At 41.3% G+C, this 24,993-nt stretch carries 23 protein-coding genes and 1 riboswitch; of the genes, 12 read left to right on the top strand and 11 right to left on the bottom strand.

Going from position 1 to position 24,993, the window contains the following annotated elements; all coding sequences use genetic code 11:
• Nucleotide 1: 1 nt before the first annotated feature.
• Both F3J02_RS12965 and F3J02_RS12960 read right to left on the bottom strand, forming a co-directional pair.
• On the bottom strand, nucleotides 2-1,444 hold the full coding sequence (locus F3J02_RS12965; RefSeq protein WP_167249885.1) for a protein adenylyltransferase SelO: 1,443 nt from the start codon (nucleotides 1,442-1,444) through the stop codon (nucleotides 2-4).
• 137 nt (nucleotides 1,445-1,581) lie between these two features.
• On the bottom strand, nucleotides 1,582-2,751 hold the full coding sequence (locus F3J02_RS12960) for an acyl-CoA desaturase (RefSeq protein ID WP_005193015.1): 1,170 nt from the start codon (nucleotides 2,749-2,751) through the stop codon (nucleotides 1,582-1,584).
• 211 nt (nucleotides 2,752-2,962) lie between these two features.
• Here F3J02_RS12960 and F3J02_RS12955 point away from each other — a divergent pair, with 211 nt between their 5' ends.
• Nucleotides 2,963-3,490: an META domain-containing protein gene (locus F3J02_RS12955; protein WP_159886515.1), complete on the top strand. Its 528-nt coding sequence runs from the start codon at nucleotides 2,963-2,965 to the stop codon at nucleotides 3,488-3,490.
• Between the two features lie 33 nt (nucleotides 3,491-3,523).
• On the opposite strand, the gene F3J02_RS12950 is transcribed toward F3J02_RS12955, so the two are convergent.
• The 3 genes from F3J02_RS12950 to F3J02_RS12940 form a co-directional block, all read right to left on the bottom strand.
• Nucleotides 3,524-4,240, bottom strand: a complete 717-nt coding sequence (locus F3J02_RS12950; RefSeq protein WP_167249883.1) for a glycerophosphodiester phosphodiesterase — start codon at nucleotides 4,238-4,240, stop codon at nucleotides 3,524-3,526.
• Between the two features lie 23 nt (nucleotides 4,241-4,263).
• The gene (locus F3J02_RS12945; RefSeq protein ID WP_167249881.1) at nucleotides 4,264-4,851 is read right to left on the bottom strand and encodes a cob(I)yrinic acid a,c-diamide adenosyltransferase; all 588 of its coding nucleotides are present in this window, start codon (nucleotides 4,849-4,851) and stop codon (nucleotides 4,264-4,266) included.
• 104 nt (nucleotides 4,852-4,955) lie between these two features.
• The gene (locus F3J02_RS12940) at nucleotides 4,956-6,779 is read right to left on the bottom strand and encodes a TonB-dependent receptor plug domain-containing protein (protein WP_167249879.1); all 1,824 of its coding nucleotides are present in this window, start codon (nucleotides 6,777-6,779) and stop codon (nucleotides 4,956-4,958) included.
• A 36-nt stretch (nucleotides 6,780-6,815) separates the two neighbouring features.
• Nucleotides 6,816-7,030: riboswitch (cobalamin riboswitch) on the bottom strand.
• A gap of 119 nt (nucleotides 7,031-7,149) precedes the next feature.
• On the opposite strand from F3J02_RS12940, the gene F3J02_RS12935 reads away from it, so the two are divergent.
• The 3 genes from F3J02_RS12935 to F3J02_RS12925 are packed head-to-tail and all read left to right on the top strand — an operon-like array spanning nucleotide 7,150 to nucleotide 9,556.
• Nucleotides 7,150-7,809 carry a phosphoribosylanthranilate isomerase gene (locus F3J02_RS12935; protein ID WP_167249877.1) on the top strand — a complete coding sequence of 220 codons (660 nt, stop codon included), beginning with the start codon at nucleotides 7,150-7,152 and terminating at the stop codon, nucleotides 7,807-7,809.
• Complete coding sequence (trpB, locus tag F3J02_RS12930; protein ID WP_159414313.1) at nucleotides 7,790-9,034, top strand: tryptophan synthase subunit beta; 1,245 nt, start codon at nucleotides 7,790-7,792, stop codon at nucleotides 9,032-9,034. The genes F3J02_RS12935 and trpB overlap by 20 nt, the downstream gene beginning before the upstream one ends.
• A gap of 9 nt (nucleotides 9,035-9,043) precedes the next feature.
• On the top strand, nucleotides 9,044-9,556 hold the full coding sequence (locus F3J02_RS12925) for a DUF1543 domain-containing protein (protein ID WP_167249875.1): 513 nt from the start codon (nucleotides 9,044-9,046) through the stop codon (nucleotides 9,554-9,556).
• Between the two features lie 62 nt (nucleotides 9,557-9,618).
• Here F3J02_RS12925 and F3J02_RS12920 read toward each other — a convergent pair whose 3' ends face one another.
• Entirely contained in the window at nucleotides 9,619-11,397 is a 1,779-nt protein-coding gene (locus F3J02_RS12920; RefSeq protein ID WP_167249873.1) for a bifunctional metallophosphatase/5'-nucleotidase, read from the bottom strand.
• Between the two features lie 214 nt (nucleotides 11,398-11,611).
• Here F3J02_RS12920 and F3J02_RS12915 point away from each other — a divergent pair, with 214 nt between their 5' ends.
• Entirely contained in the window at nucleotides 11,612-12,607 is a 996-nt protein-coding gene (locus tag F3J02_RS12915) for a DUF2804 domain-containing protein (RefSeq protein WP_167249871.1), read from the top strand.
• A 94-nt stretch (nucleotides 12,608-12,701) separates the two neighbouring features.
• Complete coding sequence (locus tag F3J02_RS12910; RefSeq protein ID WP_167249869.1) at nucleotides 12,702-13,031, top strand: hypothetical protein; 330 nt, start codon at nucleotides 12,702-12,704, stop codon at nucleotides 13,029-13,031.
• A 69-nt stretch (nucleotides 13,032-13,100) separates the two neighbouring features.
• Here F3J02_RS12910 and F3J02_RS12905 read toward each other — a convergent pair whose 3' ends face one another.
• Entirely contained in the window at nucleotides 13,101-13,976 is an 876-nt protein-coding gene (locus F3J02_RS12905; RefSeq protein WP_016651169.1) for a metal-dependent hydrolase, read from the bottom strand.
• A 116-nt stretch (nucleotides 13,977-14,092) separates the two neighbouring features.
• On the opposite strand from F3J02_RS12905, the gene F3J02_RS12900 reads away from it, so the two are divergent.
• Nucleotides 14,093-15,115, top strand: a complete 1,023-nt coding sequence (locus F3J02_RS12900) for an AraC family transcriptional regulator (RefSeq protein ID WP_167249867.1) — start codon at nucleotides 14,093-14,095, stop codon at nucleotides 15,113-15,115.
• A gap of 264 nt (nucleotides 15,116-15,379) precedes the next feature.
• On the opposite strand, the gene F3J02_RS12895 is transcribed toward F3J02_RS12900, so the two are convergent.
• Nucleotides 15,380-16,711 carry a Na+/H+ antiporter NhaC family protein gene (locus F3J02_RS12895; protein ID WP_167249865.1) on the bottom strand — a complete coding sequence of 444 codons (1,332 nt, stop codon included), beginning with the start codon at nucleotides 16,709-16,711 and terminating at the stop codon, nucleotides 15,380-15,382.
• Between the two features lie 275 nt (nucleotides 16,712-16,986).
• On the opposite strand from F3J02_RS12895, the gene trpA reads away from it, so the two are divergent.
• The 5 genes from trpA (at nucleotide 16,987) to F3J02_RS12870 (ending at nucleotide 22,054) form a co-directional block, all read left to right on the top strand.
• Nucleotides 16,987-17,790 carry a tryptophan synthase subunit alpha gene (gene trpA, locus F3J02_RS12890; RefSeq protein ID WP_167249863.1) on the top strand — a complete coding sequence of 268 codons (804 nt, stop codon included), beginning with the start codon at nucleotides 16,987-16,989 and terminating at the stop codon, nucleotides 17,788-17,790.
• On the top strand, nucleotides 17,787-18,683 hold the full coding sequence (accD, locus tag F3J02_RS12885) for an acetyl-CoA carboxylase, carboxyltransferase subunit beta (protein WP_167249861.1): 897 nt from the start codon (nucleotides 17,787-17,789) through the stop codon (nucleotides 18,681-18,683). The genes trpA and accD overlap by 4 nt, the downstream gene beginning before the upstream one ends.
• A complete protein-coding gene (gene folC / locus F3J02_RS12880) occupies nucleotides 18,680-19,966 on the top strand; it encodes a bifunctional tetrahydrofolate synthase/dihydrofolate synthase (protein ID WP_167249859.1) in 1,287 nt (428 codons plus the stop codon). Before accD ends, folC begins: the two co-directional genes overlap by 4 nt.
• Nucleotides 19,957-21,021, top strand: a complete 1,065-nt coding sequence (locus F3J02_RS12875) for an SPOR domain-containing protein (protein ID WP_167249857.1) — start codon at nucleotides 19,957-19,959, stop codon at nucleotides 21,019-21,021. The genes folC and F3J02_RS12875 overlap by 10 nt, the downstream gene beginning before the upstream one ends.
• Before the next feature lie 97 nt (nucleotides 21,022-21,118).
• Nucleotides 21,119-22,054, top strand: a complete 936-nt coding sequence (locus F3J02_RS12870; protein ID WP_167250101.1) for a DUF6929 family protein — start codon at nucleotides 21,119-21,121, stop codon at nucleotides 22,052-22,054.
• Nucleotides 22,055-22,206: 152 nt separating this feature from the next.
• Here the strand turns inward: F3J02_RS12870 and F3J02_RS12865 are convergent, their stop codons facing one another.
• The 3 genes from F3J02_RS12865 to F3J02_RS12855 all read right to left on the bottom strand — a co-directional run bounded on the left by F3J02_RS12865 (nucleotide 22,207) and on the right by F3J02_RS12855 (nucleotide 24,636).
• Nucleotides 22,207-22,791 (bottom strand): dual specificity protein phosphatase family protein, encoded by a 585-nt coding sequence (locus tag F3J02_RS12865; RefSeq protein ID WP_167249854.1) that lies wholly within the window; start codon nucleotides 22,789-22,791, stop codon nucleotides 22,207-22,209.
• A 5-nt stretch (nucleotides 22,792-22,796) separates the two neighbouring features.
• Entirely contained in the window at nucleotides 22,797-23,606 is an 810-nt protein-coding gene (locus F3J02_RS12860; RefSeq protein ID WP_167249852.1) for an MBL fold metallo-hydrolase, read from the bottom strand.
• Between the two features lie 394 nt (nucleotides 23,607-24,000).
• Nucleotides 24,001-24,636, bottom strand: coding sequence for a peroxiredoxin (locus tag F3J02_RS12855; protein ID WP_004802824.1), 636 nt, complete (start codon nucleotides 24,634-24,636; stop codon nucleotides 24,001-24,003).
• Nucleotides 24,637-24,993: the final 357 nt, after the last annotated feature.

Below are 24,993 nucleotides of genomic sequence, written 5' to 3'. Positions count from 1 at the left end.
TCTAAGATGAACAACTGACAGAAATTTCAGCTACATCGCTTGGTAAAGGCCCAGTATCTTGTTCCGTTTCTAAATCAGCTTGTTTTTGATAAGGTTGATTCAATAGCTTAAACAAACGATCGACCTCATTAAAGTCACCACGTTCAGCAAGTTCAATGGCTTTCTGTGCCATATGATTACGTAGAATATACTGTGGATTGACCTGCTGCATGATCTCATCCAAGGCATCAGTATCTTGATGTTGTCGAATATTTTGATAGCGGGTTAGGAAGTCATCAAACTGCTGGATATGAATACAATCATCTCTTAAAGCCTTGTAATTCTGTTGCTGCAAACGAAGAAAACTTTGCGTGTAATCTAGCTGCTCAGTTTGCAAAATACCAAGAAAGGCAAAACTACAATCTAGGCTGTCTTTATGAAATTCTGGCAGCCCCATTTTTTGGCATAGACCTTGCCCATAATGTTGTAAGAAAGTCGGCTCAAATTTTTCTAAACATGCTGCTAGATCGAGTTTGAACTGTTCTTTGTTCTCTGTGGTCGCTAGGGGAATTAAGTTATTCAGCCATGTCCAAAGATTCCAATGACCAATACTCGGCTGATTTTGATAGGTATAACGCCCTTGATAGTCTGAGTGGTTATTAATCCAATTCGGGCGGAAACGTTCCATAAAACCGTAAGGTCCGAAGTCGAGTGTTGAACCTGTAATATTAAGATTATCGGTATTCATGACACCATGCGCAAAGCCAACCAATTGCCATTTAGCAATCATGATCGCGGTTCTCTCAATCACCGCTTCGGCGAAAGCCAGAATTGGATTTTCAGCTTTCAGGCATTCTGGATAATGCCATTCAATACATTTCTGGGTGAATTCAACCAAAAGCTCAGGGGCGTATTGATTGATCCACTCAAAATGCCCTAAACGAATATGACATTCGGATGTGCGCAATAACATTGCACCCAGCTCTAGGGTTTCGCGTTGTACGCCCTGAGTTGAACTGGTAAAACCAACCGCATGACTTGATGCAACGCCCAAAGCATTTAACGCATGTCCAGCGAGATATTCACGAATCACTGAACGTAGGACGGCTCGACCATCACCCATACGCGAGTAGGGGGTTGAACCTGCACCTTTGAGATGTAGATCAATCGTTTCGCCTTGTTTATTTAGGATTTGCCCGATCAACAAACCGCGGCCATCTCCTAACTGTCCAGCCCATTGCCCAAACTGATGGCCTGCATAAACCATGGCGAGTGGGGGAAATTCAGCAAAAGTTTTTTGTCCGCTACAGATTTCAACCCAGTTGGCTTTATCTTCTTCGCTCCACTGCAATTCATCAGCCAATGCTTCATTAAAATGCCCAGCTTTGGCACCACGTAATGGACTTGGCTGCTGTTGGTGATAGAGCTTGGGATTGAGCGAAGCATAGCGAGGATTGAATTGCATAAACGAAACATCAGAGAGAGCCGAATCATGACTATAGCAAATATCAGTGTGAAATGGTGAATCGTCGGGAGAAAGGAATGGTAGATGTATAGGCATAAAAAATGGCCTCTCTTGAGACCATTTTAGTTATCGATCGCTTATTCGGAAACAGGCGCTTTTTTGATATTGCGCATCAAGGTTTCTAAACATTCACGATGGTGACTTAAGCGATGTTCAAGCAATTGGAAATCAACTTTCAGTTTATGGTCCATCTGGTGAATTTTTTCAGCCATCGCTGCTTTCTTCGCTTGAAGCTCTTGTTCTTTCAGCTTAGCCCAATCATTTAAAGTATGGGTGAAAGCTTCATATTCTTGTGCGATACGTTGTTTCATTTGCACGATGTCAGTATTCACATCATGACCATAAATTGCCAAGTCACGTTCCGCATATTTGAACTTCATCGCAAGCTCTGCTTTTTTGATATTAAAGCTAGGAATACGACGTAAGTTTTTTGCTAAACCAAGTTTAGAACTGGTCCAAATCAACCATTTGGTTGGGTCATATTGCCACCATTTCACACCATTACGGTAATCGTATTGGAAAATGTGGTGGTAGTTATGATAACCCTCACCCCAAGTGAAAATAGCTAACACGAAGTTGTCACGCGCTGTATTTTCATCAGTATAAGGACGTTTGCCCCACATATGGCATAGTGAGTTGATAAAGAAGGTGACATGATGACTGATGATCAAACGTAATAAACCACCGAGTAAAATTACACCCCAGATATCGCCTGTCGCCCAACCAATCAAGCCTAATACACCAACGTGAACTGCGATCACCATTGGCACATAGTAGTTGTGTTGGAACATCACTAATTTGTCATTGAGCAAATCAGGTGCATTTTTAAAATCTGGTTTAGATGGGGAGTGATCGCGAATCATCCAACCTAAATGTGCATACCAAAAGCCACGTTTGATTGAATACGGGTCTTCATCAACATCATCGACATGGCGGTGATGGGTACGGTGACCTGAAGCCCAGAACAAAATACTGTTTTGAACAGCAAAGGTGCCGCCAATCATGAGTAAGATTTTAAGCGGTAATGCTGCCTCATAAGCACGATGTGCCCATAGACGGTGATAACCTGCTGTAATTCCTAGGCTACTGAGTGCCAATAGGAAAATCATACTCACCCATGCACTTACACTAAAATCATAATAATAGGCGTACAAAGGAATTAATATAGCAGCAAGAATTGGTGTTCCAATTAAGGTAATGCTAGCAGTCCAGTTAATGGGTGCTTTTTTGAGTGGGGCGGAAGTCATATCCGTCAGCGCTCCTAAAAACCTTGTTTGCACAAGATAATAAAACTAAACGAGATAGCAAAACCAATCATGACGATATATTGCTATTTTATCACTGATATTAGCATGCCCAAATCAATTAGCACTAGCATTATTCTACAGTTGTATCGAAAGAACAGTAACAGAATTCATTTGTAAAATTAATCAATGAATTAAAAGGTGAAATAAATCAATGTCTGAGCAAATTACCATGAAAAATCCCATTTTTTCTTTGAAGGCATTTTTTAACAAAACTTTAATATTCTCTGCTGCAGTCATGCTTGCAGCGTGCCAAAGCCAGCCAAAACCTGTGCAAAAAAACACCTTGCAGCCCAAGCGAGTAACTCAGCCACCAGCAATGCAAGTGCGTAAGAGTACAGACGGTGTTCAGGATGTGGAATGGCAGATTACAACGATTCAGGGCAAGCGAGCATTGTTCTTTAATCAATATCCCAGTTTCTTGCTTAACTCTGTTTCAAAAATGGTGACAGGCCATACTGGGTGTAACAATATTTATGGTCGTTATAAATACGATTTCACCCAACGTAAACTAGATTTTGATGTGATGGCACAACATCAAAGCTGTAATCGCGCTTTAGCACAAGAAGCTGACTTGATGGACTCGATTCAACGGGTTGAGCGCTTCCAGTTGGATGGTGCAAACTTATATTTATTAGATGCAAAAGGGCAACGTCTTATTCAGGCGCAACGTAAAAAATAGAATAAAAAAGGCGGAATGTATTCCGCCTTTTGTTTACTTCAAGTGTTGCAACATCGTGGTGGGTACATCGGTAATCAAACCTTGAATGCCCAATCGCTGAAGGTGCTTGGCACGTTCAACGTCATTCACCGTCCAGACGCTAATCTCAAGATTCGCTTGTTGAGTCCGTTGAATAATTTCATCTGTTGCCAAGGCATCTCCCCAACCAATTTGATTGCAGCCATATTGCTGTGCTAGTTCGATCGCATATTCACCAATTGGAATTTCCACCAATAGCCCACGTTTAAATGAACTGTGATGTTGTTGTAATGCCGCCAAAATTTTGACATCAAAACTGGTAATGGTTACGCTCTTCTCAAACCCTTTTAAATCTTGATGCAGTTGATAGACCAAACGTTCAGCTGCTGCTCCATCTGCAACGGCCTTAATTTCAACTTCGATATGCTCAAAATCGGTTAAACAATCCAAAACATGCGGCAGGCTTGGTGTGTATTCTTCAAATGCCCATGCCTGCCATTGATGGCGATGATCGAATTGCTGAGCTTCTAATAAATTGCAGCTTTCAACCTGTTGTGAACGACCGGCAGTACGAACAAAATCATCATCATGAATCACGACCAATTGATCATCTTTCAGTTGGCGCACATCAAATTCAACGGCACGTACACCTAAATCATGCAAATAGTGAAAACCACCCAAAGTGTTTTCAGGAGCTTCACCACGTGCACCACGATGACCAATAATTCGCATGTGTTTCTGCCTTTATTGAAAAATTACGCTTGATCGATACTGTCATTAATATTCTTTTGCCACAGCACTTCGCTACCACCTTCAGCACGTTGTAATGCACGTGAAGCAACGAATAACCAGTCCGATAAGCGATTCAGTAATTGTAATGCGGTTGCTTGAATATTTTGGTCACGATTATGTACTGACAACAAAGCACGTTCTGCACGACGGCAGACTGCACGAGCTTGATGTGCATAACTACAAGCTAAAGTGCCTGATGGCAAAATGAAATCTTTTAACATCGGCAGTGATTCATTCATGTGATCGATTTCTTTTTCAAGGAAATCAATACATACAGGTTGTAGTAGAAGATATTTTGGAATACACACTTCGCCACCTAAATCGAATAACCAATGCTGAATCAGGCTTAAGCTTTTATCCCAGTGTGCTTTATTTTCAATTTGGCTGTTACTGATTTGTGCGCGGAGCACGCCAATGGTCGCATTGAGTTCATCGACATCACCCAATGCTGCGATGCGTAAATCATCTTTGGCAACGCGTGAACCATCCCCTAAGCCAGTTGTGCCTGAGTCACCTGTACGGGTATAGATTTTGCTTAAACGATGTCCCATAGTTCTGCTTCTCTGATCCTGAAAATAAAAAGGGGATAATGTCGGTCAGAACATTACCCCGAAACTGGAGTTAAGAAAATATTTTTTATTATTTTATCATGCGATTAATAACGGAATGTGACACCTGCAGAAGCTAGGCGACCACCGTTGATGTAGTAACTACCACTACCATAAGCGGTACGATATTTTGAATCACCTACATTTTGGATGTTCGCAAAAACATCTACATTTTTATTCACTTTGTATTGTCCATGCATGTCTACACGGAAGTGTCCAGGGATTTGAACATTGTCAAAAGCACTGTTGTCGTAATCACCATTCGCTAGCATTGTAGTCGAGAAGGTATATTGTTCATCGGTCCAACCTGCAGTCAAAGTAATATTTTGACGAGGACGACGACTTAAATCTTCATCATTTTTCTTGTCTTTAGCTCGAACATAGTTATAGCTTAAATTAGTAAACAGGTTTTCACCTTGCCATTTCACATACAGCTCACTACCTTCCATTTTAGCTTTTTCAACGTTACTCATTTGATTCAGAACGCCATCAAAAGCAATGAGATTATCTACTTCTGTAGTATAGAGAGATAAACCAGTTGAAATATTGTAAGCCAGTTTTTGGTCTAGACCGATTTCATAAGACAAACTTTCTTCTGGTTTAAGGTTTGGGTTACCACCATAAGCATACATATCATTGAGTGTTGGAGCTTTAAAAGCTGAACCAATATTTGCATAAATACTAGTTAAAGGTAGCAATTGATAACGAACAGATCCTTGAGCAACAGTATGTGTACCGAATTTTTCATTGTCTTCTACACGGATACCAACTTGGGTGTTTAATCCTGCTTGATCATATTTGTGCTGGATATAATAACCTGTTGAATCAATATCCTCTTGATATGGCGTGCCATAGGAAATCACATCACCATCAATATTTCGGTGTGTTACACCAACGAGAAGCTTTTGATTTGGTGTAAAGCCCCATTGACCATAGATTTCAGATTCTTGTGTTTTACTATGCACAAAATCTATTGAATTATTTTGATCTAATTCATCTTTAAATTGAGAGAAACGGGCATGTACGGCTAAATTATCAAGAATATTTAAACGTCCTTTGACGTTAATGATTTCATTTTTAAAATCTTGAGAAACGAATTTGCCTGAGATATCGTAATCGCTAGAACCTTGGTTCTCACTATAATCAACCGAAGCCGCATATTGCTCTTTATCAACGCCAACTTTTGCACTATAGCCCTTTTGATCAAATGAGGCATCGGCTGCATTTTTTATCTCTTTTACAGGTGTCCCATCCGTTTCAAGGCGTTGCCCACGAATTTGTGCATAGAAACCATTTTCAGCCAGATCTGCACCTACTACAGATTTATAGGTTTTATTTTCACCTATTTCACCTGTTACAAATGCAGCGGTTTTTTCTGGTGTTTTAGAAATAAGTTGAACTACGCCTGAGATTGCATCAGTACCATATAAAACTGATGCAGGACCTTTTAATACTTCGATCTGCTTAATATCAGTTGTATCAATAAATGGTAAAGAGGCTGTGCCAGAAGTTGCTGAATTCAGGCGGACACCGTCTCTTAAAACAAGCGTTTGGTTTGAATTACCACCACGTAGGAAGATAGAAGCTGTCTGGCCATAGCCACCGCTTTGTACCATATTGATAGAAGCATCGGTTTGTAATAATTGTGGTAAAGATGCAATTGGTGACTGCTCAAGAATTTTCGGTTCAATAATATTGATTCGCGCAGGAACTTCACTGATTTTTTGTTCAGTACGAGATGCTGTCACAACAATCGTATCTAGCGTCGCAGTTTTATCGCTTGATTGATCTTGAGCAAAAGCAGGTGAAGAAAACCCCATCGCAATAGCGATAGCACCAACTAAACGAGTCGGTTGAAAAACAGTAGACATGATGTCGCTCCAGACATTCACCCGTCGTGAATGATAATGTGGAAATAAACAACAAGCAGGTCTCCGGACTTCACTATAATCATCAAATGAATGATGTTACTCATCATCTTCCCACATCATACCGATGCAGTGATTTGGCTTTGAGCTGAGATGAGTGATTCGGTGTTACCGTTGCGAGGGCAGTGTTGGACTTACACCAACTTCCCTATAAACAAAAGAATTTGCTTTAGACTTGTTGCAAGATTACGCAAAGTATAAAGTGTTAACGTTTTTTAAACAATTGCATTTCCGAATGAACTTTGCCCAAAGCAAGTCAAATTGGATTACAATGCGAAAGTTTCAAAAATATTCAGTTTAAATTGGACAGCTCATGCGCCAAAGCCAAATGCGAACTCGCGCCAAGATTTGTGGAATTACCCGAGCACAAGATATCCAAGCCGTTGTCCAAGCAGGGGCAGATGCGATTGGTTTTGTATTTTTTCCACCCAGTCCACGTCATGTCAGTATCGAGCAAGCCCAAAGCTTGGCAAAGCTGGTACCACCTTATGTGCAATTGGTCGGCTTATTTGTAAATGCCAGTGCTGAACAAATACAAACGGTGCTTGATTCCGTTGCTTTGGATGTATTACAACTACATGGCGATGAAACGCCAGAACAATGCCAATTAATTGCAGCACACTGTAAACGCCGTTGGTATAAGGCCATTCAAGTCAAACCTGATTTAGATATTGTGGCTGAAATCCAGCGTTATCAAGCAGCGGGAGCTGGTGCCGTCTTGCTTGATGCATGGCATCCTGAACTGAAAGGCGGCACAGGGCACAGTTTTGACTGGACCCAATTCCCGCAACTTGAAATTCCACTCATTTTGGCAGGCGGATTAACCCCTGAAAATGTCAGTGAAGCTATTGATACTACAGCGGCATTTGCTGTAGATGTCAGCGGAGGCGTCGAGTCCGCAAAAGGTATAAAAGACCAACAACTGATTGAAAAATTTATGCAAGGAGTCCAACGTGGATCAGCAAAGCCTTAGTCAAAAAAATCAAGTGATTGACTACACCCAGTTTCCAGATGCTCAAGGGCATTTCGGTATTCATGGTGGACGTTTTGTATCCGAAACGCTGATGGCTGCACTTGAAGACCTCGAGAGTCTTTATGGTCGTATGAAGAATGATGCACAGTTTTTAGCGGAGTTTGACCGTGATCTTGCATTCTATGTTGGTCGTCCTAGCCCGCTTTATTATGCTGAACGATGGTCTCAGCACCTCGGCGGTGCGCAAATTTACCTGAAACGTGAAGACTTGAACCATACTGGTTCGCACAAGGTTAATAACACCATTGGTCAGGCTTTATTGGCAAAGCTATCAGGTAAAAAGCGCATCATTGCGGAAACAGGTGCAGGTCAACACGGTGTGGCGACAGCAACGATTGCAGCACGCTTGGGTATGGAATGTGTGGTGTACATGGGCGCTGAAGACGTGAAACGTCAGGCCATGAATGTCTATCGTATGCGTTTGTTGGGTGCAACGGTGGTGCCTGTGCAAAGTGGTTCAAAAACATTGAAAGATGCCATGAACGAAGCGATGCGCGATTGGGTGACCAATGTGGATAGCACCTATTATGTGATTGGTACTGTTGCAGGCCCACATCCATATCCGCAGCTGGTTCGTGATTTTCAGTCGATTATTGGCCGCGAAGCTCGCCAACAAATCCAACAACAAGCGGGGCGTTTGCCAGATGCTTTGGTGGCTTGTGTAGGTGGTGGTTCAAATGCGATGGGCTTGTTCTATCCATTCTTGAATGATCAAGACGTGAAAATGTACGGTGTTGAAGCCGCTGGTTATGGCATTGAAACGGGTAAACACTCTGCACCATTAAATGCTGGCCATGTGGGCGTGTTACATGGTAATCGTACTTACTTAATGTCTGATGAACAAGGGCAAATCATTGAAACACATAGTATTTCAGCAGGTTTGGACTATCCTGGTGTTGGGCCTGAGCATAGTTTCCTGAAAGACATGAACCGTGTTGAATATGTGCCAATCAATGATGATGAAGCTTTACAAGGTTTCCGTGATCTCACTCAAATCGAAGGAATTATTCCTGCGCTTGAAAGCTCACATGCCATGGCTTATGTCACTAAACTCGCGCCAACCATGTCGAAAGATCAAATTATTATTGCAACAGTTTCAGGTCGTGGCGATAAAGACTTGATGACGGTTGCGCGTATTGATGGTGTTGAAATGGTCGAGATGTAAGTTTTCAAAATGCCAAGTTTGTTTATGGTGATGTTGGGTGGCCGACATGCAAAGGCCAATACTGAAGTGCATGATGTGGTGATGGCAATAGGTGAATCATTGTCTGAAGTCATACCTCAGCTTAAACAGGCTTGGTTTGGTGAATCGAAAGGCTTACATATAGATGCTTGGGCACAGATTTCAGGTGTTCAATCACAAGGCGTGAATTATCAAATTCAGTTTTCCGATGCCGCACCGTCGGCTTTGGATGAAAAATTATATTTGATTAATCTAGGTGGATATTCACTTAACGCTTTTGGTGAATTACATAGCTATCATTTAGTCGTTGCACCTGATGCAGTGATTGCAAAACAGTTAGGTAAACAATTTATCGAACAAGATTGGCATAAACCGCATACCGATCGTGTGGTGGATGTCGATGATTGCATTCCAATTGATCATGTTGCGGGGCGTTATATTCATTTAGTTCAAGGTGAGTTTAATCCTACAGTTTGGGAAAATACTTATCTGACTTTGGATTGATCAGTAGTAAAAATGAAAATAGGGAAGCAATTGCTTCCCTATTTTTTTTATTGCGTATGCGCTTAAGGAAGTACTTTGATTCGATCTGTTTTAGGTGCCGTCAGTAGAGAATGCTGCGCCACATATTTTTCTAATGCGTCGATATCTTGTCCGCCACCGACTGGATTTTTACCTTCTTTTAATACCGTAAAGTTATCACCGCCATCGGCAAGGAAACTGTTCACCGTCACGCGGTAAACCTTACTATCCACGAGTGCTTGTCCTGCAACTAAGATATTGCTGGCGCGTGGAGAAACCGATGTATCTTTCTTATACGAATAACTGAACTCTTTAGATGGCTGTAAGATACGAACTGTGGCTGTGTTTGCACCTGACCATTGCTGTTCTAACACATCACGAATCTGCTTGCCTGTCAGACTAAGAGTCACGACCGAATTACCAAAAGGCTGTACCGTAAAGACATCGCCAAAGGTGATCTGATTGCTGCTATTTACCAATAAATCGGCACGAACACCGCCTGGATTCATCAAGGTAAAGTCAGAGCCTTGATTACTTGCTGTTAATGCCATGGCTTGTTGCGCATCGGCAATCAAATTACCAAGTGGGCTTTCACCGCTTTCGGTGGCATTACGATTAATGACACCATTGGCTGTACCGACCACACGGGCTGAAATGGTGGTGACGGCTTGGCGATATTTATCCAGAATTGCCTCGATACTTGGCGTCTTATTGAATTTTTCATATAGATTGGTCAAGCCTACCGTGGTTGTGCCAGAGCTATAGGCTTCACTTTGAATCGGAACTTGCTTGGCATCTTTTTTAATCACATTACCTGTTTTGCCATCTAGTTCTAACTGAATGTTGGTAATGGCTGTGCCGTATTGACCCGCAGAAGTAAGTAAAAACGGTTTTTGTGGATTCTTGGTAGCATAATCACAGATATAAGACTGATGGGTATGACCTGAAACGACTACATCAACCGCTGGGTCTAAACGATCGAGGATACCGAGTAATGGACCACTGAGACCATCACAAGTTTTCTTATTAAATTTGGTACTTGGTGCCACACCTTCATGCACTACCACGACAATCGCTTCGATTCCTTGTTTTTTTAACTCAGGAATTAGGGCATTGACGGTATCCGCTTCATCATTAAAGTTAACATCTTTAATACCAGCAGCTGAGACAATACTTGGTGTCGCTTTCAGGGTCATGCCAATAAAGGCAACAGGAATGCCACCATAGCTTTTGACTTTATAAGCAGGGAATAGGGTTTTCTTGGGATCATTCTTCATTGAAACATTAGCGGCCAAGAAATTGAATTTTGCACCCTCAAATTTGGGGTTGATCTGGCAGGGTTTGGCACTGGTATATTGTTGACAGCCACCATTTTGCAAACGACGTAATTCATCTGTCCCGCGGTCAAATTCATGATTACCAACCGCATTGAAATCAATCTGAATGTCATTCATGGCTTCAATGGTGGGTTCATCCAAGAACAGCGATGAAGTGAGTGGGGAAGCACTAATTAAGTCACCCGCTGAAACCACCGCATTATTGGGGTATTGAGCACGTAGCTTTTTAATGGCATCGGCAAAATAACTGACGCCACCAACAGGAATGCGTACGGTTTTACTGTTATCACTGGGATCATCTGCTTCAATAAAACGTTTTGGTGGTTCTAAATTACCGTGAAAGTCGTTAAACGCAAGGATGTTGATATTCTGATTTTTGCGTTCAACTGTTGGCGTTTCGTTATTATCATCATTGTCATTACAAGCTGTTAAAGCCAGCATCATGAGACAGAGTACGTTTGCTTTTAATAGTCTATGAGTCATCATGGTTTTTGATCGGGTGGTATAAGATTGTTTTTAAAATAAAACTTCTGTATGAATATTTGATGAAATAGTGAGCTAAAAAGTATTGTTCAGAATTTTAAAATTGCTGGAAAAAATATGTGGTAATTAGAATTTTCCAACATAAAAATAGTAGTAAATTTGATCACTTACAGTCTATTATGGGCGTAGATGCGACTCAGCAATCATGGAATAGAAAATGGATTTGATACAAGCCAATGGTCAACCGCGTTATGGGCGTTTTGAGCAAGTACCTTCGCGCATTAACTTGGATGACTATATTTATAAAACACCTTATGGTCAGGTGTTAACAGGTTGGCGCAAACAGCTTAAATATAAAAAATTTAAATTCTGTGGTTTGCAGCATGAGCATTACAGCATTGGGGTCGCAATTGTTGATTTATCTTGGGCAGGGCATGGTTTTTTCTATGTCTATGACCATCAGTCAGAGAAAGTGATTGAGTGGAATGCAATCCAACCATTGGCATTAAAAACACAGCTCGATGAGCAACCTTTATTTAGTCAAAGTCATTTTAAAAAATCGGCTTATCAATTTGATATGCAACATGCCAATGGAGTGCGCTATATCCAAGTGACCAAACATGGTGAAGTACAACTGAAAGCCCGAATTTTTTGTGCGGGCACGGATGCTTTAAGTTTGTGTAGCCCGACGGGGATTAATGGTTGGACTTATACCCAGAAGCAAACCACATTGGCGGTTGAGGGATTCTTTATCAGCCCAGATCGACAACAGATTGAATTTAATGCGCAGAGCCTTGCAGCTTTGGATGATACCTGTGGCTTTTTGCGTCCTGAAACAGCTTGGTTCTGGTTGTCTTGCCAGTTCCGTGATGCACAGGACCGTCGGATTGGGTTGAATCTTGCATCGGGAGTCAATGAAAGTTTTGGTAATGAAAATGCCTTGTGGGTGAATGGTCGTTTGTATCCACTGACGGATGTTTTATTTGAACAGCAAAATGAAACGACGTGGTCGATTCGTTCATTGGGCGGATGTTTGAATTTGGTTGTCGAAACAGGCTGGTGTCGTTTTGAGAATATTAACTTGCGTTTGATTGGCAGTCAGTTTAATCAATGGCAAGCCAAAGTCAGTGGCACCATTGCACATGAGCAGGTTGAAGTGGTGGCGTTGGATCAGCAATATGGTTTATTAGAACAGCATTATGCGAAGTGGTGATATGTAAAATTTAGAGGTTTTTACGCATAAAATGAATAGAGTTTTTTTAATACTATTACTAGTAGCATCTCTTCATGTACTAGCTGAACAACCTATGCAATCTGCTCTAATGGATTATGAGAATTGCAATCAAGCTGGAACTTGGTGTTCAAGAACCAAAGTTGATTATTATATTGAAGATGGCAAAAAAATTGCAGTTGTGAATACTGAATCTGAAGCTAATTCAGATTTATTACTAAATTTAGATCACTTTTATAGAAAGGAATGTATGGCTGAAATGGGAATAGCAGAAAACGAATCTATTCCTAAAGCTAAATTTAAGCAATGGGGTGGCTGTGTGGTAGATAGACTAGATAATGCAATTCAACATAGAAATAAGGAAAATCTAGACTATTTAGAAAAAACTAAGAATTTTTTTAAGTAAAAATTTATCTTTATATACTTAACTCCTTATACCTTTAATTAAGTATAAGGAGATTTAAAATATATATTTTTAAAGCCCAGCTTGCCAGAACGCTTCACCTGCCGCAATTGGATCATTGGTTTTGGCTAAAGTATCAATCCAGACATCGTATTGGCGAATAACAGGATGTTGATTTGGATGGAAATCCTTTTTAAACCAGTCGCTATATTGTGCTCTTTTCGCTGTTAAAATCCCGTTACGACCAAAGAACCAAGGCAAACCTTTACGTGCCATATCAAAACGTTGTCTTAAATTAAAACCATCGGTTTTGAGCATCACATCAGTGCGATACAAGGTAAAGCCAAACATCATCACTGTGGTAAACACCAAGGCAAAGCGACGGGTTGCTTCTGGCACTTCACCGACTTCACGCATTACATCAAAGGCGACATCGCGATGCTCCATTTCTTCAATCGCATGCCAAGCAAAAAGTGCACGTACAAAGGGATCAGCTTCCGCCAAAGTTGCTTTTTTGCTATAGAAGGTATCGGCCATCAGCGCAGTTAAATGCTCGGCTGCTGCGGTCATGGCAATGTTGTATTGTGGTGAGCGATTCTTGAGTTCAAATCTAAAAATTTTCTTTAAACGCGTTGTGAACTGATCTACAGGCATTCCTTGATCTTTCATGACTTGGTTCATTTTGTCATGGGCAATACCATGTTGTGCTTCCTGACGGATAAAATCAGCAACACGTTCCTGCAAGTCTGGGTCATCAATTTTGTCACGGAATAAACGGACACATTCAATAAAGTAGCGCTCGCCATCAGGAAAGGTAAGACTTAAAGCATCAAACATACGTGTACGGAACGGATCACCACCGAACCAAAAGCGCGGTGCTTGGTCGAGGTGGAAGTCCAATTTGGTTCTGACAACAGGATCAACTTGATAGGAAACATGTGCATTCATCTTGACTATTCCTTGTTTTTCTTCATGCACTCAGTATGGAAAAAGTCCGATGAAATGTTTTGACAGTTACAGCCAAGTTTTATACAAATAACGACAGCTCAGGATGAGATTGGCCCATGTCAGTTAAAATAATCATTGGATATTTGCGTTTGTTTAATCGTGTTTTACAACAGGAACAAATTGATTTGTCTAAAGTTGTTGCACCTGAACTTTGGCAAGCCTTTCAAGCCTGTCTGGAAAACCCCGATGAGCGTGACTTTGATGTCGAACGCTATGCCTTGTTATTACAGGCTGCTCAAGCACACTTTACTCGTCCGATTACTTTGGTGTTGGCCGAGCATGCCAATTTGCAAGATTTGGGTTTGATGGGCTATTTGGCATCGACCAGTATTGATCTACAACAAGCACTTCAATTATTACAACGCTATTATTCTCTCGTCTTTAAGCAAACCAATTTAGAACAACTCGATGTGCAGCAATTTTCTGAATATATTCAAATTGTTTGGAGTGCATCCTATAGTGACTATCGGGAAATGTACGAGCTCAATCTGGCCTTGATCTTTAAAATTTCACAATTGATCGTGCAGGATGCTTTAGTGCCACCGCAGATGATTCAATTTGGTTATGCACCGCATACAGCGCTTTATCATTTTGAAAAATTCTATGGTTGTCCGATTCAGATTCAGCAGGGGCAGTATGCGATTCGTTTTTCCAATCAAATTTTAAAGGCAAAAAGTATTGCTGCCGATCTGCAACTGAATCAAGTGTTATCCACTCAAGCGCAGCATTCATTGAATAGCGTGAGTTCTTTTGAAATCCAACAGCAGCAATTTCGCCAAAAGATACATGGCTTTATCGAGCAAGGTTTAATGCAGCAGGAAGAGGTGTTGCAAAGTTATGTGGCAAAGCGTCTGCATTGTTCGGAACGAACGCTACAACGTCAGCTTAAAGCCTATGAGCTAAATTTTCAGGATGTACTTGATCAGTATCGATTGGAGCAGAGCAAACTGTATTTGCAACAAGGTAAGTCTTTTTCTGAGATTGCGGAGCGGTTGAATTATGCCGATCAGAGTGCGTTTGGGCGGGCGTTTAAGCGTTGGACAGGAGTTACTCCCAAGCAGTTTTTAAAATCTCTTTAGATTTTATGGCTAACCAACTTTTAATAAATGGGTTTTGGCTACTGTAACTTAATTTATGAATTATCGGATCATTTTAATATCTTCTTTACTTTTCATGGATGAAAAGTAACAAAAATCCTTTGTTGGACTGACGGTACATCCTTGTTACCGCAGTCCAACGGGCGACATCCATGTCGCCTGCCACGATAGTAAATTGTCGCTTAAATTAAAAAATTATTAAAAATGTAAGAGTCGTTGCTATATTCAATGATTAATCTAAATTTTTTAGCGCAGTTTTAAACGCGGATAATTAAAGACAATTGCGAGGACTGCGCAAATTGCAAGGATCCAGCAATAATAAATATTGCCAATCAATTCAACGGGAGAGAGCTTGGCAATCGAACAGGCCAACAGCAGCTGTGCGCCGTAGGGGATAATCCCTTGAACCACGCACGAGAAAATATCAAGCAAAGCCGCACTGCGCTTAGGATCAACCCCATATTCTCTTGCCACTTCACGCGCCATGTCACCAGATAAAATAATTGCCACGGTGTTATTGGCAACAAAGAGATTCGAGAATACCACTAGGAAACTAATCCCTAATTCACCAGCACGTTGTTTACCGAATTTGAAGAGGCGTGTAATGGCGTAAATACGTTGGATTAGCCATTGTAAACCACCTTCTTTCTGCATCAAGGTAGATAGTCCACCAAGCAACATGGAAAGTAATGCCACCTCAAACATGCCGACAAAGCCATCATAAATCGCACTATTCAGTTTGAGGATATCAAAATCTGGCTTTTCAATTAGACCCATTAGCCCTGATAAAATCACCCCAATCATCAGCACGGCCAAGACATGCAAACGGGTAAAAGCGAGGAAAAACACAGCCAGATAAGGCAGAATCAGCCAGAGATCATAAGGTGTTGATTGAATCGCTTCCGCCTCATGGCTCATCGAGATATAGACCAATAAGGTAATAATGGCCGCAGGGAGTGCAATCCAGACATTGACTCTAAACTTATCTCTAAGCTCAACATTTTGGCTACGAGTTGCTGCAATGGTAGTATCTGAGATCATAGATAGATTGTCGCCAAACATGGCGCCACCGACTACGGCACCAATGGCATAGACAGGTGCAATATCAGTGGCTTGGGCAAAACCAAAGGCGATTGGGGCACAGGCGGCAATGGTGCCCATTGATGTTCCCATTGCCGTTGCAATAAACGCGGCAATGATAAACAGCATGGGTAAGACAAATTCTGGTGAAATAAGCGAAAGCCCTAACTGTACCGTTGCATCAACACTGCCAATGGCACTGGAGACACTGGCAAAAGCACCTGCCAGCATAAATACCATAAACATCAGAATCAGATTGGGGTGACTGGCACCTTGCAAAAATTCTTCAATTGCCGCATTTAGTTTTTGTTTATATAACAACAAAGCTAAAATCACGGCTGGAATGGCTGCAACAGGTGCCTTGACTTGATAGAAGGCAAATTCTGTCCCAATCATTGAATGATAGACACCACTCCCGAGAAAGATGATCAAAAATACCAATAGCGGTAGCAAAGCAAGGGCATTGCTTTGTACTTTTTCCTGAGAGTGGGCAGACATAAAAATAAAAAGAAAACTTAAAAATTGCGGCTAGTATAAAGGAGCTTGGCTGATTTCTAAAATGCTATGCGATAAGCCCAAAATTAGGAAGCTTTGATCATTGAGAAAAAACTCAAAATATAGATAAATGTAGCAAGGCTGTTGTAAGTAGCAAGATTCACTGTCGCAATCACGTCAAACTCTGTTCAATGAACAAAAAATAGCGTTACAATGCAGTGTTTTTGTATGACTACAAACAACTCCTTAATTTATATAAATCAGGAAAGCATAATCCTATGTCACGTCTTGCCACTCGTTTTGAACAGCTTAAATCTCAGCAACGTAAAGCGCTTGTTTCTTATGTTATGGCAGGTGACCCGCATCCACAGGTAACCGTTCCATTGCTTCACCAAATGGTTGAAGCAGGTGTCGATGTCATTGAACTGGGTCTACCATTCTCTGACCCGATGGCAGATGGCCCTGTGATTGCTTTAGCCGCAGAGCGTGCTTTGGCAGGTGGAACCAATACCTTAGATGCATTGGATATGGTGAAAGCCTTTCGTGAAAAAGACCAAACGACACCCGTGGTATTGATGGGATATTTAAATCCTGTCGAAGTCATTGGTTATGAAAAGTTTGTTGCTTATGCGAAAGACTGTGGTGTTGATGGGGTACTTTTGGTGGACTTACCACCAGAAGAGTCTAAGCAATTAGGTGAAGTTCTTAAACAGAATGGAATGGATCAGATCTTCTTGCTTGCACCTACTTCAACAGACCAACGTATCCAACATGTGGTCAATCAGGCGAGCGGCTTTGTTTACTATGTGTCCCTCAAAGGTGTGACTGGTGCAGCAACTTTAGATACCTCTGAAGCAGCAGAGCGTATTGCAAAAATTAAGTCTAAAACCAATGTGCCAGTAGGCGTTGGCTTCGGGATTAGTGATGCTGCGTCTGCAAAAGCAATGGGTCAAGTTGCCGATGCCGTGATTGTAGGAAGTGCTTTCGTTAAATCTTTTGCGACATTGCCAGCGGATGAAGCTGCGCAACAGACGGTGAATAAAGTGAAGGAGCTTCGAGCTGCGCTCGATGAGTTAGTATGAGTCAAGAGTTAACATCAGGGAAGGTTCTTAACCCTTCAACACCTTGGACTGAGCGTCATGTCCCTGGTATTCAGGTTGCAGATCAACAACAGATATTTAAAGCGACCTTTACTGAGCCTACGATTGAATGTCCTGAGTGTCATGCGCTGGTAACACGTACTGCAATGTCATTTAATGCTTATGTCTGTCCTCAGTGTGATGAGCACTTACATATGCGTGCGCGTGATCGTTTGAACTGGTTCTTTGATCAAGTCAATGGTGAGTTAGGTCAGGAATTTAATCCCAAAGATCCATTAAAGTTTGTGGATAGCAAACCTTATCCAGATCGTATTCGTGAAGCACAAGACAAAACAGATGAAACCGAAGCACTTGTGGTGATGCAGGGCTCGTTGAAAGGCCTAGATCTGATTGCGTGTGCCTTTGAGTTTGATTTTATGGCGGGTTCAATGGGTACCGTCGTTGGTGACCGTTTTGTGCAGGCCGCTGAACGTGCAATCGCATTGCACCAACCGATGATCTGTTTTGCTGCTTCTGGCGGTGCACGTATGCAGGAAGGCATGTTGTCTTTGATGCAGATGGCGCGTACTGCGGCTGCAATCCAGAAAATGAAAGAAGCACGTGTTCCATACTTGGTGGTATTAACCCATCCTGTATACGGTGGTGTAACGGCATCATTGGCGATGCTTGGCGATGTACATATTGCTGAACCGAAAGCCATGATTGGCTTTGCTGGTAAACGTGTGATTGAACAGACGGTTCGTGAAAAACTGGAAGAGCCGTTCCAACGTGCAGAATATTTGCTTGATCATGGTGTGGTCGATCAAATTGTTCATCGTCATGCATTACGTGATACTGTATACCGACTTGTCGCTAAGCTGATGAATTTACCTTGAAACCACTTGCACCACATTCAACAGATACACTAACAACATGGCTCGATTATTGGGGCCATGTTCATGTTACAGGCATTGATTTAGGTTTAGAACGTGTCATTCCTGTTGCTGAAAAATTGGATGTGATGCGACCTAAAGCAAAGGTATTTACCGTCGCTGGAACCAATGGTAAAGGTTCAACCACCACAACTTTAGCTGCGATTTTAAATGCGCAAGGCTATAAGGTTGGTCTGTATCAATCACCGCATATTTATCGTTTTAATGAACGCGTTAAATTGGCAGGTACAGAGGTTGATGATCAAAGTCTGGTCGATGCTTTTGTTTTGGTGGATCAAGCCCGACGTGAATGTGGTTTGAGTTTGTCTTTTTTTGAAGCAACCACTTTGGCTGCTTTTTTGATTTTTAAACAACAACAATGTGATGTTTGGGTACTTGAAGTCGGTCTAGGCGGTCGTCTTGATGTGGTCAATGTGATTGATCCTGATATTGCAGTGATTACCAATATTGGTTTAGATCATGTAGATTGGCTCGGTGACACCGTAGAAAAAATCGCATTTGAAAAAGCAGGGATTATTCGTCCGAATATTCCAGTAGTGTTTGCTGGTCAACAACAATTGCCGCAAGCCATTCAAGATAAAGTGGTTGAAACCCAAGCGCAGCTATATGCCTTGAATCGGGATTATTTTTACCAGTTCAATGATGATGGCCAAACTTGGTCATTTGCTTCTTCTGGCACAACCTTACAGCTTCCTGTTGGACAGCTAGCACTCGACAATATTTCTACCGCAGTTGCCGCTGTATTGGCGAGTGGTATTGAGGTTTCGCAAGCAGCGATTGCAACAGGTATCCAACAAGCACGTTTACAAGGTCGTTTTGAAATACGACAAATCCAAGATAAAACCGTGATTTTTGATGCTGGGCATAATGCGCATGGCGTCGAATTTTTATTGAAGCAGTTGCGAAAATTCTTAAAATACAATAAACAGTACACAGATGTTGTTGCAGTATTTTCAATGCTGGCCGATAAAGACATTCCATCGGTCACTGATTTACTAAAAACAACAGTAAAAGATTGGTTTATTGCTAATTTAGATGTGCCTAGAGCCGCACCAGTGCAACAGATACATGATGCATTGCAAGGGCAACAGGTATACGAGTTCGGCAGTATCCAGCAAGCGTTTGAAACTGTGCTGAAACAAAGTAATAACAATCAGCTGATTTTAGTCTGTGGTTCGTTTCATACTTTAGAAGCGGTCTGGGAGTATTTAGAAGAATGTCGATGAATAACAAACAACGTTGGATGGGCGGCGTTGTTCTACTCGGTGGTGGTGTTTTATTAGCTGCATTGCTGTTAAAAGGCAATGATGAAATTGAGCAAGATCACACGCAAGCTCCAGTTACTCATCCGATTCCCAAAACTGAGTCTAAACCGAAAACGGCACAGCCAGCTCAAGACAGCGAAATGGTGTCATTACAACCATTGGCTGTCGATGTGGAAACAGAAAAGCGTTTACTGGAAGAACAGCGTCGATCACGTGAAAAAGCAGTGGCTGAACAAGAAGCACGTGCAGCTGAATTCTTAAAGATGCAGCAACAGGCCGAAGCAGCAGCAGCACGTAAAGCTGCAGAAGAATATGCAGCGATTAATGCACGTCGTACTGCAGCTCAGGAAAGCTCGGATAATATTCCACCCGAATTAGTTGAAGACGAAAAAGCCAAGGCACAGCGTCTTGCTGAAGAAAAGCGTAAAGCCGATGAAAAGAAGCGTGCTGAGCAGCAAAAAACAGATCAACAGAAGTCTGATGCTGAAAAGAAGTTAGCGGAAGATAAACGTAAAGCTGATGCGGATAAGAAAGCAGCAGAAGACAAGCGTAAAGCCGAAGCTGACAAGAAAGCAGCTGAAGATAAGCGTAAAGCCGAAGCTGACAAGAAAGCAGCTGAAGATAAGCGTAAAGCCGAAGCTGATAAGAAAGCAGCTGAAGATAAACGTAAAGCTGATGCGGATAAGAAAGCAGCAGAAGAAAAGCGTAAAGCTGAAGCCGATAAGAAAGCCGAAGCTGAAAAAGCGCGTGATCTGATGGAAAATGGTGATAAAAAATGGATGGTACAAGTCGCCTTAGCTGCGAACCAAGCCAATGCAGATGCCGTTGTTTCTAAGTTGCGTGCAAAAGGTTATAAAGTGACCACTAGTCCGACGTCTAAAGGGATTCGTATTATGGTTGGTCCAGCCAAAGACCGCGATGTAGCTGATGCAACCCGTAAGAAAATTACAACGGATGAAAGCTTAAATATGAAATCAGCTTGGGTGATTGATTGGGTTCCGCTTGACCAGCGATAAATATCTAATCATCCTCTAATCAAATCAGGAACACGTCACAGGCTTTATTGGGGCTGTGCGTGTTCAATTAAAATTACAATAGGGGACTGATGAGATGATGAATACAACGATCAGAATATTAGAACAATTTGTTTTTGAGCATGATTCTGTTGTTAGTGCACTCTCTGGTGTTGCTTGTGTTGGGGAAGATCTCTATTTTGTTGGTGACGATGTCCGTTATTTATTAAAAACTAATCGAAACAATAAAATGATCAGTGCAACAGTTTTTGAAAAAGTTCCGTTATCTGAACCGTCCGAACAAATACCACTTATTGCATTGAGCAAAGCAAAAAAACCTGATTTTGAAGCACTAAGTTGCATAAGCTTGGATGGGCAACAGCAACTACTGGTGATGGGATCAGGTTCTACCGAAAATCGGAAACAAGCATTACTTTATAATCCATTTAACAATCAAATTAGCATTTTTCTGGATGCAGTCGATTATCACTTTTTAGAAAACAGTGTCGAATTAACGGGTGGAGCTGAACTAAATATAGAAGCTGTATGTTCGGATCATCGTTATCTCTACATTTTTCAACGTGGCAACATTAATCGCCATCATGGTGTTTTAGTCTTTGATTTAGTCAAAATTCAAGCAGGAGAACCGTTGGAAAGTGCGCTTATCAACTCGCTTAATCTCAATTTGCCTGAGATTGAGGGTGCTGCAAGTGGGATTTCTGATGCCTATTTTTTTGTGGATAAAAATCTCATTGTCGCGACGGCTGCGGTTGAGCAAACCTTAAATACCTATGACGATGGGGATGTGCTAGGTAGTTTTATTTTAGTGTTAACGCCAGATGGGAGAGCTTTGTCTAGTCATCTGATTCAGGATGTGGAAGGAAAAACGCTACCGATTAAAGTTGAAGGGATTACTTGGTTAGAATCGAGACCTGATGGTGAAGTTTTTTTATTGGTTACGGATAGTGATGGCGGTGATTCTGAAATTTTGAAAGTACTGCTAAACAGTTCTGCTTTTGCCAAGTCGGGAGATTAGGGGGAGCTCGGTCTGTTGATCATGCAATTTTGAAAAGTATATTTTGCAGGCTAAATGATAATCACAGGCTGATACTTTAGAGAATGGACGAATAAACTTGCTCAATAAAAAATATCTGACAAAGAGTACTTCGTCCAAAACTATTTTGCGCTTTAACTAGATGGGTTTGACAGTTGTTGTTGAATCCATTTTACATTTTCAGGCGTAAATAAATGATCAATGTTTTTCCAGATCACATGGAAGCCATAGCCACCTTGTTTCATTTCTTTGACTGCATCTTCAATCGACCAGTTTTCAAAAATAATCCGATACATGGCAATGGTTGCTCCGGTACGATCTGAGCCATGATAACAATGTACTAAAATTTTATGATTGTTTTGTTTGGCTGTTTGAATCGCTTGCATGGTCTGCAATAGGTCTTGACGATTGATGGCCCATGTATAAATCGGAATATGCACTAGATTAAAAGGTTGATCTTTTAAAACTTTGGCATCTTCATTCCTAGCTCTGAGATTGATGACCGTATCAATATTATATTGTTTTAGGCTTGGAATGAGCTCATTGCTGGGCTGATCACTACGAAATACATCATTGCTAATTTGATAAAAATTATGCGTATGAGAAATGAGTGTTCCCCAATTTTTTGGGCGTTGTTCATCATCCAAACTTGGGTGTTTCATGCACCCACCAAGTGTTAATGTTGAAACAAGAGCAACGGTAATGAGTGTTTTTTTCATATGCTTTACTGATAACGACTGAATTCGACTGGATCGTGCGCACAAATTAACTCAATGCTTGGTTCATGTTGAGCTAGATATTGTAACTGTTTCAGGTTTTGCAAACGCAGTTGGTTATCTTCCGCGAGTAATCGTTCGGTGAGGTCTAGGGCTCTGAGTTTATTTTTCGGATTGAGTTCCAAATGGGTGTAATAGGCATCACCGCAGAATAGAACCCATCCATCTGCCTTTTTAATTGCAATCCCACAGTGTCCAGCGGTATGCCCAATCAGTGGAATCATCAGGATTTCATCTTGAAATAGAGGTAATCCTTTGACTTTTTGGAGGTTAAACCATGGCTCTCCATTGTTATGTTCAGCAAAGCTCCAATGACGATGTTGTTTAAATTGTTCTGTCTTATAGCGTAGTTTGCCTTTTGTTGTGAGTGATTGGGTCGCATTAAATTCCGCAGCTAACAGATGTACGGTAGCATTTGGGAAATCAGAAATTCCACCCGCATGGTCAAAATCTAGATGGGTCACAAAAATATGTTTTACGTCACTCGGGTTAAAACCGAGTTGCTGTATTTGTTGAATGGCAGTTAATTTTAAATTCGGCACAATTGAACCGAATTGTTTGAGCAAACGGCCTAAACGTTGTTCGGTATGTAAATAATCTTGAAGCCCCAGACCTGTGTCAATTAAGACTAAACCACGATCAGTTTCAATCAATAGGCAATGACAAACGAGGTGTGCTTTCCAGCCTTTTTGTCCAAATAAAGGGGCACAAACAGGGCAGAAGCTTCCACAGTGCAGATGGTGGATATTGTAGATCATGATGCTGTTTTTATTGTGTGGCGGATCGAATTATTCTTATAACCTATTGATTCAGGAATACCAAAACAAATTTCAATTGCACATAAAAAAGCCTATCAAATGGATAGGCTTGATGTTTGTTCTTCAATCTTTTCAGGAACGAGCGTTACTCGTCTTTATTGCTACGCACTTCGCTTGAAGCCTTTAATCGGCTTCAATCTTTTAATTCACAGCATAGCTGTTCATCTTCTTGCGAAGCTTTAGTCGCCTCTCAGGAACGAGCGTTGCTCGTCTTTATTGCTACGCACTTCGTTTGTCTTGCACTTCACTTGAAGCCTTTAATCGGCTTCAATCTTTTAATTCACAGCATAGCTGTTCATCTTGCGTTTCGGAACGAGCGTTGCTCGTTTGATCCTCACTCAGGCTGTGGGGTCAATCGTAAATAAGGTTTGACTGCCTTGTAACCTTTCGGGAAGCGTTGTTTGATTTCTTCCTCATCTTTCAAGGACGGTACAATAACCACATCTTCACCATGTTGCCAGTTGGCAGGGGTTGCCACTTTATGCTTGTCGGTTAGTTGCAGTGAGTCGACTACACGGAGTACTTCATTAAAATTACGACCTGTTGATGCTGGGTAGGTAATAATCAAGCGAACTTTTTTGTTCGGGTCAATAATTACCAATGAACGCACTGTTAAGGTCTCACTGGCATTTGGATGAATAAACCCATACAGCTCAGAAACTTTACGGTCTTTGTCGGCAATGATTGGAAAATTAACAGTGGTATTCTGTGTTTCATTGATGTCTTGAATCCAGCCTTGATGTGATTCAACATCGTCCACAGAAAGTGCTATGGCTTTCACACCACGCTTATCAAACTCATCTTTTAGCTTTGCGGTATAGCCAAGTTCCGTGGTACAGACTGGGGTGTAGTCCGCAGGATGGGAAAAAAGAATCCCCCAGCTATCCCCTAAAAAGCCATAAAAATCAATATCACCTTGGCTTGATTGTTGTTGGAAGTTTGGGGCGATGTCGCCTAAACGTAATGTCATGATCAGTCCTCTATACATTCTTTATGTTTTCTGTCTGCATTCAATATGCAGCATTCTCTTTATAAATAAAAAGATTGTTTTTTCATTTTATTATGAGTTTTTGAGATATGTATAAGTAGCGATGCTAAAAAAATGATCAGAAATTCACATTCAAATCGATGTAAGTTAAATGCAAATTTGCTACATTAACGCATCTTTAGTGATGTGACGTCAGAATCGCCTCGCAGATTTTTTTGCCTGTTTGAATGCAAAGCACTTGTAGTTCTAATTTCTGACTCCATAATAACAGCTAAGAAAAAATTAACCGACCTAGGGTTTGTTGAAATTGACAAACCTTATAACAAACAGGATTAGAGA

This window comes from Acinetobacter sp. Tr-809 (assembly GCF_011753255.1).
Taxonomy (GTDB): Bacteria; Pseudomonadota; Gammaproteobacteria; order Pseudomonadales; family Moraxellaceae; genus Acinetobacter.
The sequence above is the reverse complement of the archived record's forward strand: the minus strand, read 5'-3'. Positions and strand labels throughout refer to the sequence as shown.

Bases quoted from the DNA above. Each gene is read 5' to 3' on its own strand.
- F3J02_RS12965 (WP_167249885.1), bottom strand. From the start codon at position 1,444: ATGCAATTCAATCCTCGCTATGCTTCGCTCAATCCCAAGCTCTATCAC.
- F3J02_RS12960 (WP_005193015.1), bottom strand. From the start codon at position 2,751: ATGACTTCCGCCCCACTCAAAAAAGCACCCATTAACTGGACTGCTAGC.
- F3J02_RS12955 (WP_159886515.1), top strand. From the start codon at position 2,963: ATGTCTGAGCAAATTACCATGAAAAATCCCATTTTTTCTTTGAAGGCA.
- F3J02_RS12950 (WP_167249883.1), bottom strand. From the start codon at position 4,240: ATGCGAATTATTGGTCATCGTGGTGCACGTGGTGAAGCTCCTGAAAAC.
- F3J02_RS12945 (WP_167249881.1), bottom strand. From the start codon at position 4,851: ATGGGACATCGTTTAAGCAAAATCTATACCCGTACAGGTGACTCAGGC.
- F3J02_RS12940 (WP_167249879.1), bottom strand. From the start codon at position 6,779: ATGTCTACTGTTTTTCAACCGACTCGTTTAGTTGGTGCTATCGCTATT.
- F3J02_RS12935 (WP_167249877.1), top strand. From the start codon at position 7,150: ATGCGCCAAAGCCAAATGCGAACTCGCGCCAAGATTTGTGGAATTACC.
- F3J02_RS12925 (WP_167249875.1), top strand. From the start codon at position 9,044: ATGCCAAGTTTGTTTATGGTGATGTTGGGTGGCCGACATGCAAAGGCC.
- F3J02_RS12920 (WP_167249873.1), bottom strand. From the start codon at position 11,397: ATGATGACTCATAGACTATTAAAAGCAAACGTACTCTGTCTCATGATG.
- F3J02_RS12915 (WP_167249871.1), top strand. From the start codon at position 11,612: ATGGATTTGATACAAGCCAATGGTCAACCGCGTTATGGGCGTTTTGAG.
- F3J02_RS12910 (WP_167249869.1), top strand. From the start codon at position 12,702: ATGCAATCTGCTCTAATGGATTATGAGAATTGCAATCAAGCTGGAACT.
- F3J02_RS12905 (WP_016651169.1), bottom strand. From the start codon at position 13,976: ATGAATGCACATGTTTCCTATCAAGTTGATCCTGTTGTCAGAACCAAA.
- F3J02_RS12900 (WP_167249867.1), top strand. From the start codon at position 14,093: ATGTCAGTTAAAATAATCATTGGATATTTGCGTTTGTTTAATCGTGTT.
- F3J02_RS12895 (WP_167249865.1), bottom strand. From the start codon at position 16,711: ATGTCTGCCCACTCTCAGGAAAAAGTACAAAGCAATGCCCTTGCTTTG.
- trpA (WP_167249863.1), top strand. From the start codon at position 16,987: ATGTCACGTCTTGCCACTCGTTTTGAACAGCTTAAATCTCAGCAACGT.
- accD (WP_167249861.1), top strand. From the start codon at position 17,787: ATGAGTCAAGAGTTAACATCAGGGAAGGTTCTTAACCCTTCAACACCT.
- F3J02_RS12875 (WP_167249857.1), top strand. From the start codon at position 19,957: ATGTCGATGAATAACAAACAACGTTGGATGGGCGGCGTTGTTCTACTC.
- F3J02_RS12870 (WP_167250101.1), top strand. From the start codon at position 21,119: ATGAATACAACGATCAGAATATTAGAACAATTTGTTTTTGAGCATGAT.
- F3J02_RS12865 (WP_167249854.1), bottom strand. From the start codon at position 22,791: ATGAAAAAAACACTCATTACCGTTGCTCTTGTTTCAACATTAACACTT.
- F3J02_RS12860 (WP_167249852.1), bottom strand. From the start codon at position 23,606: ATGATCTACAATATCCACCATCTGCACTGTGGAAGCTTCTGCCCTGTT.
- F3J02_RS12855 (WP_004802824.1), bottom strand. From the start codon at position 24,636: ATGACATTACGTTTAGGCGACATCGCCCCAAACTTCCAACAACAATCA.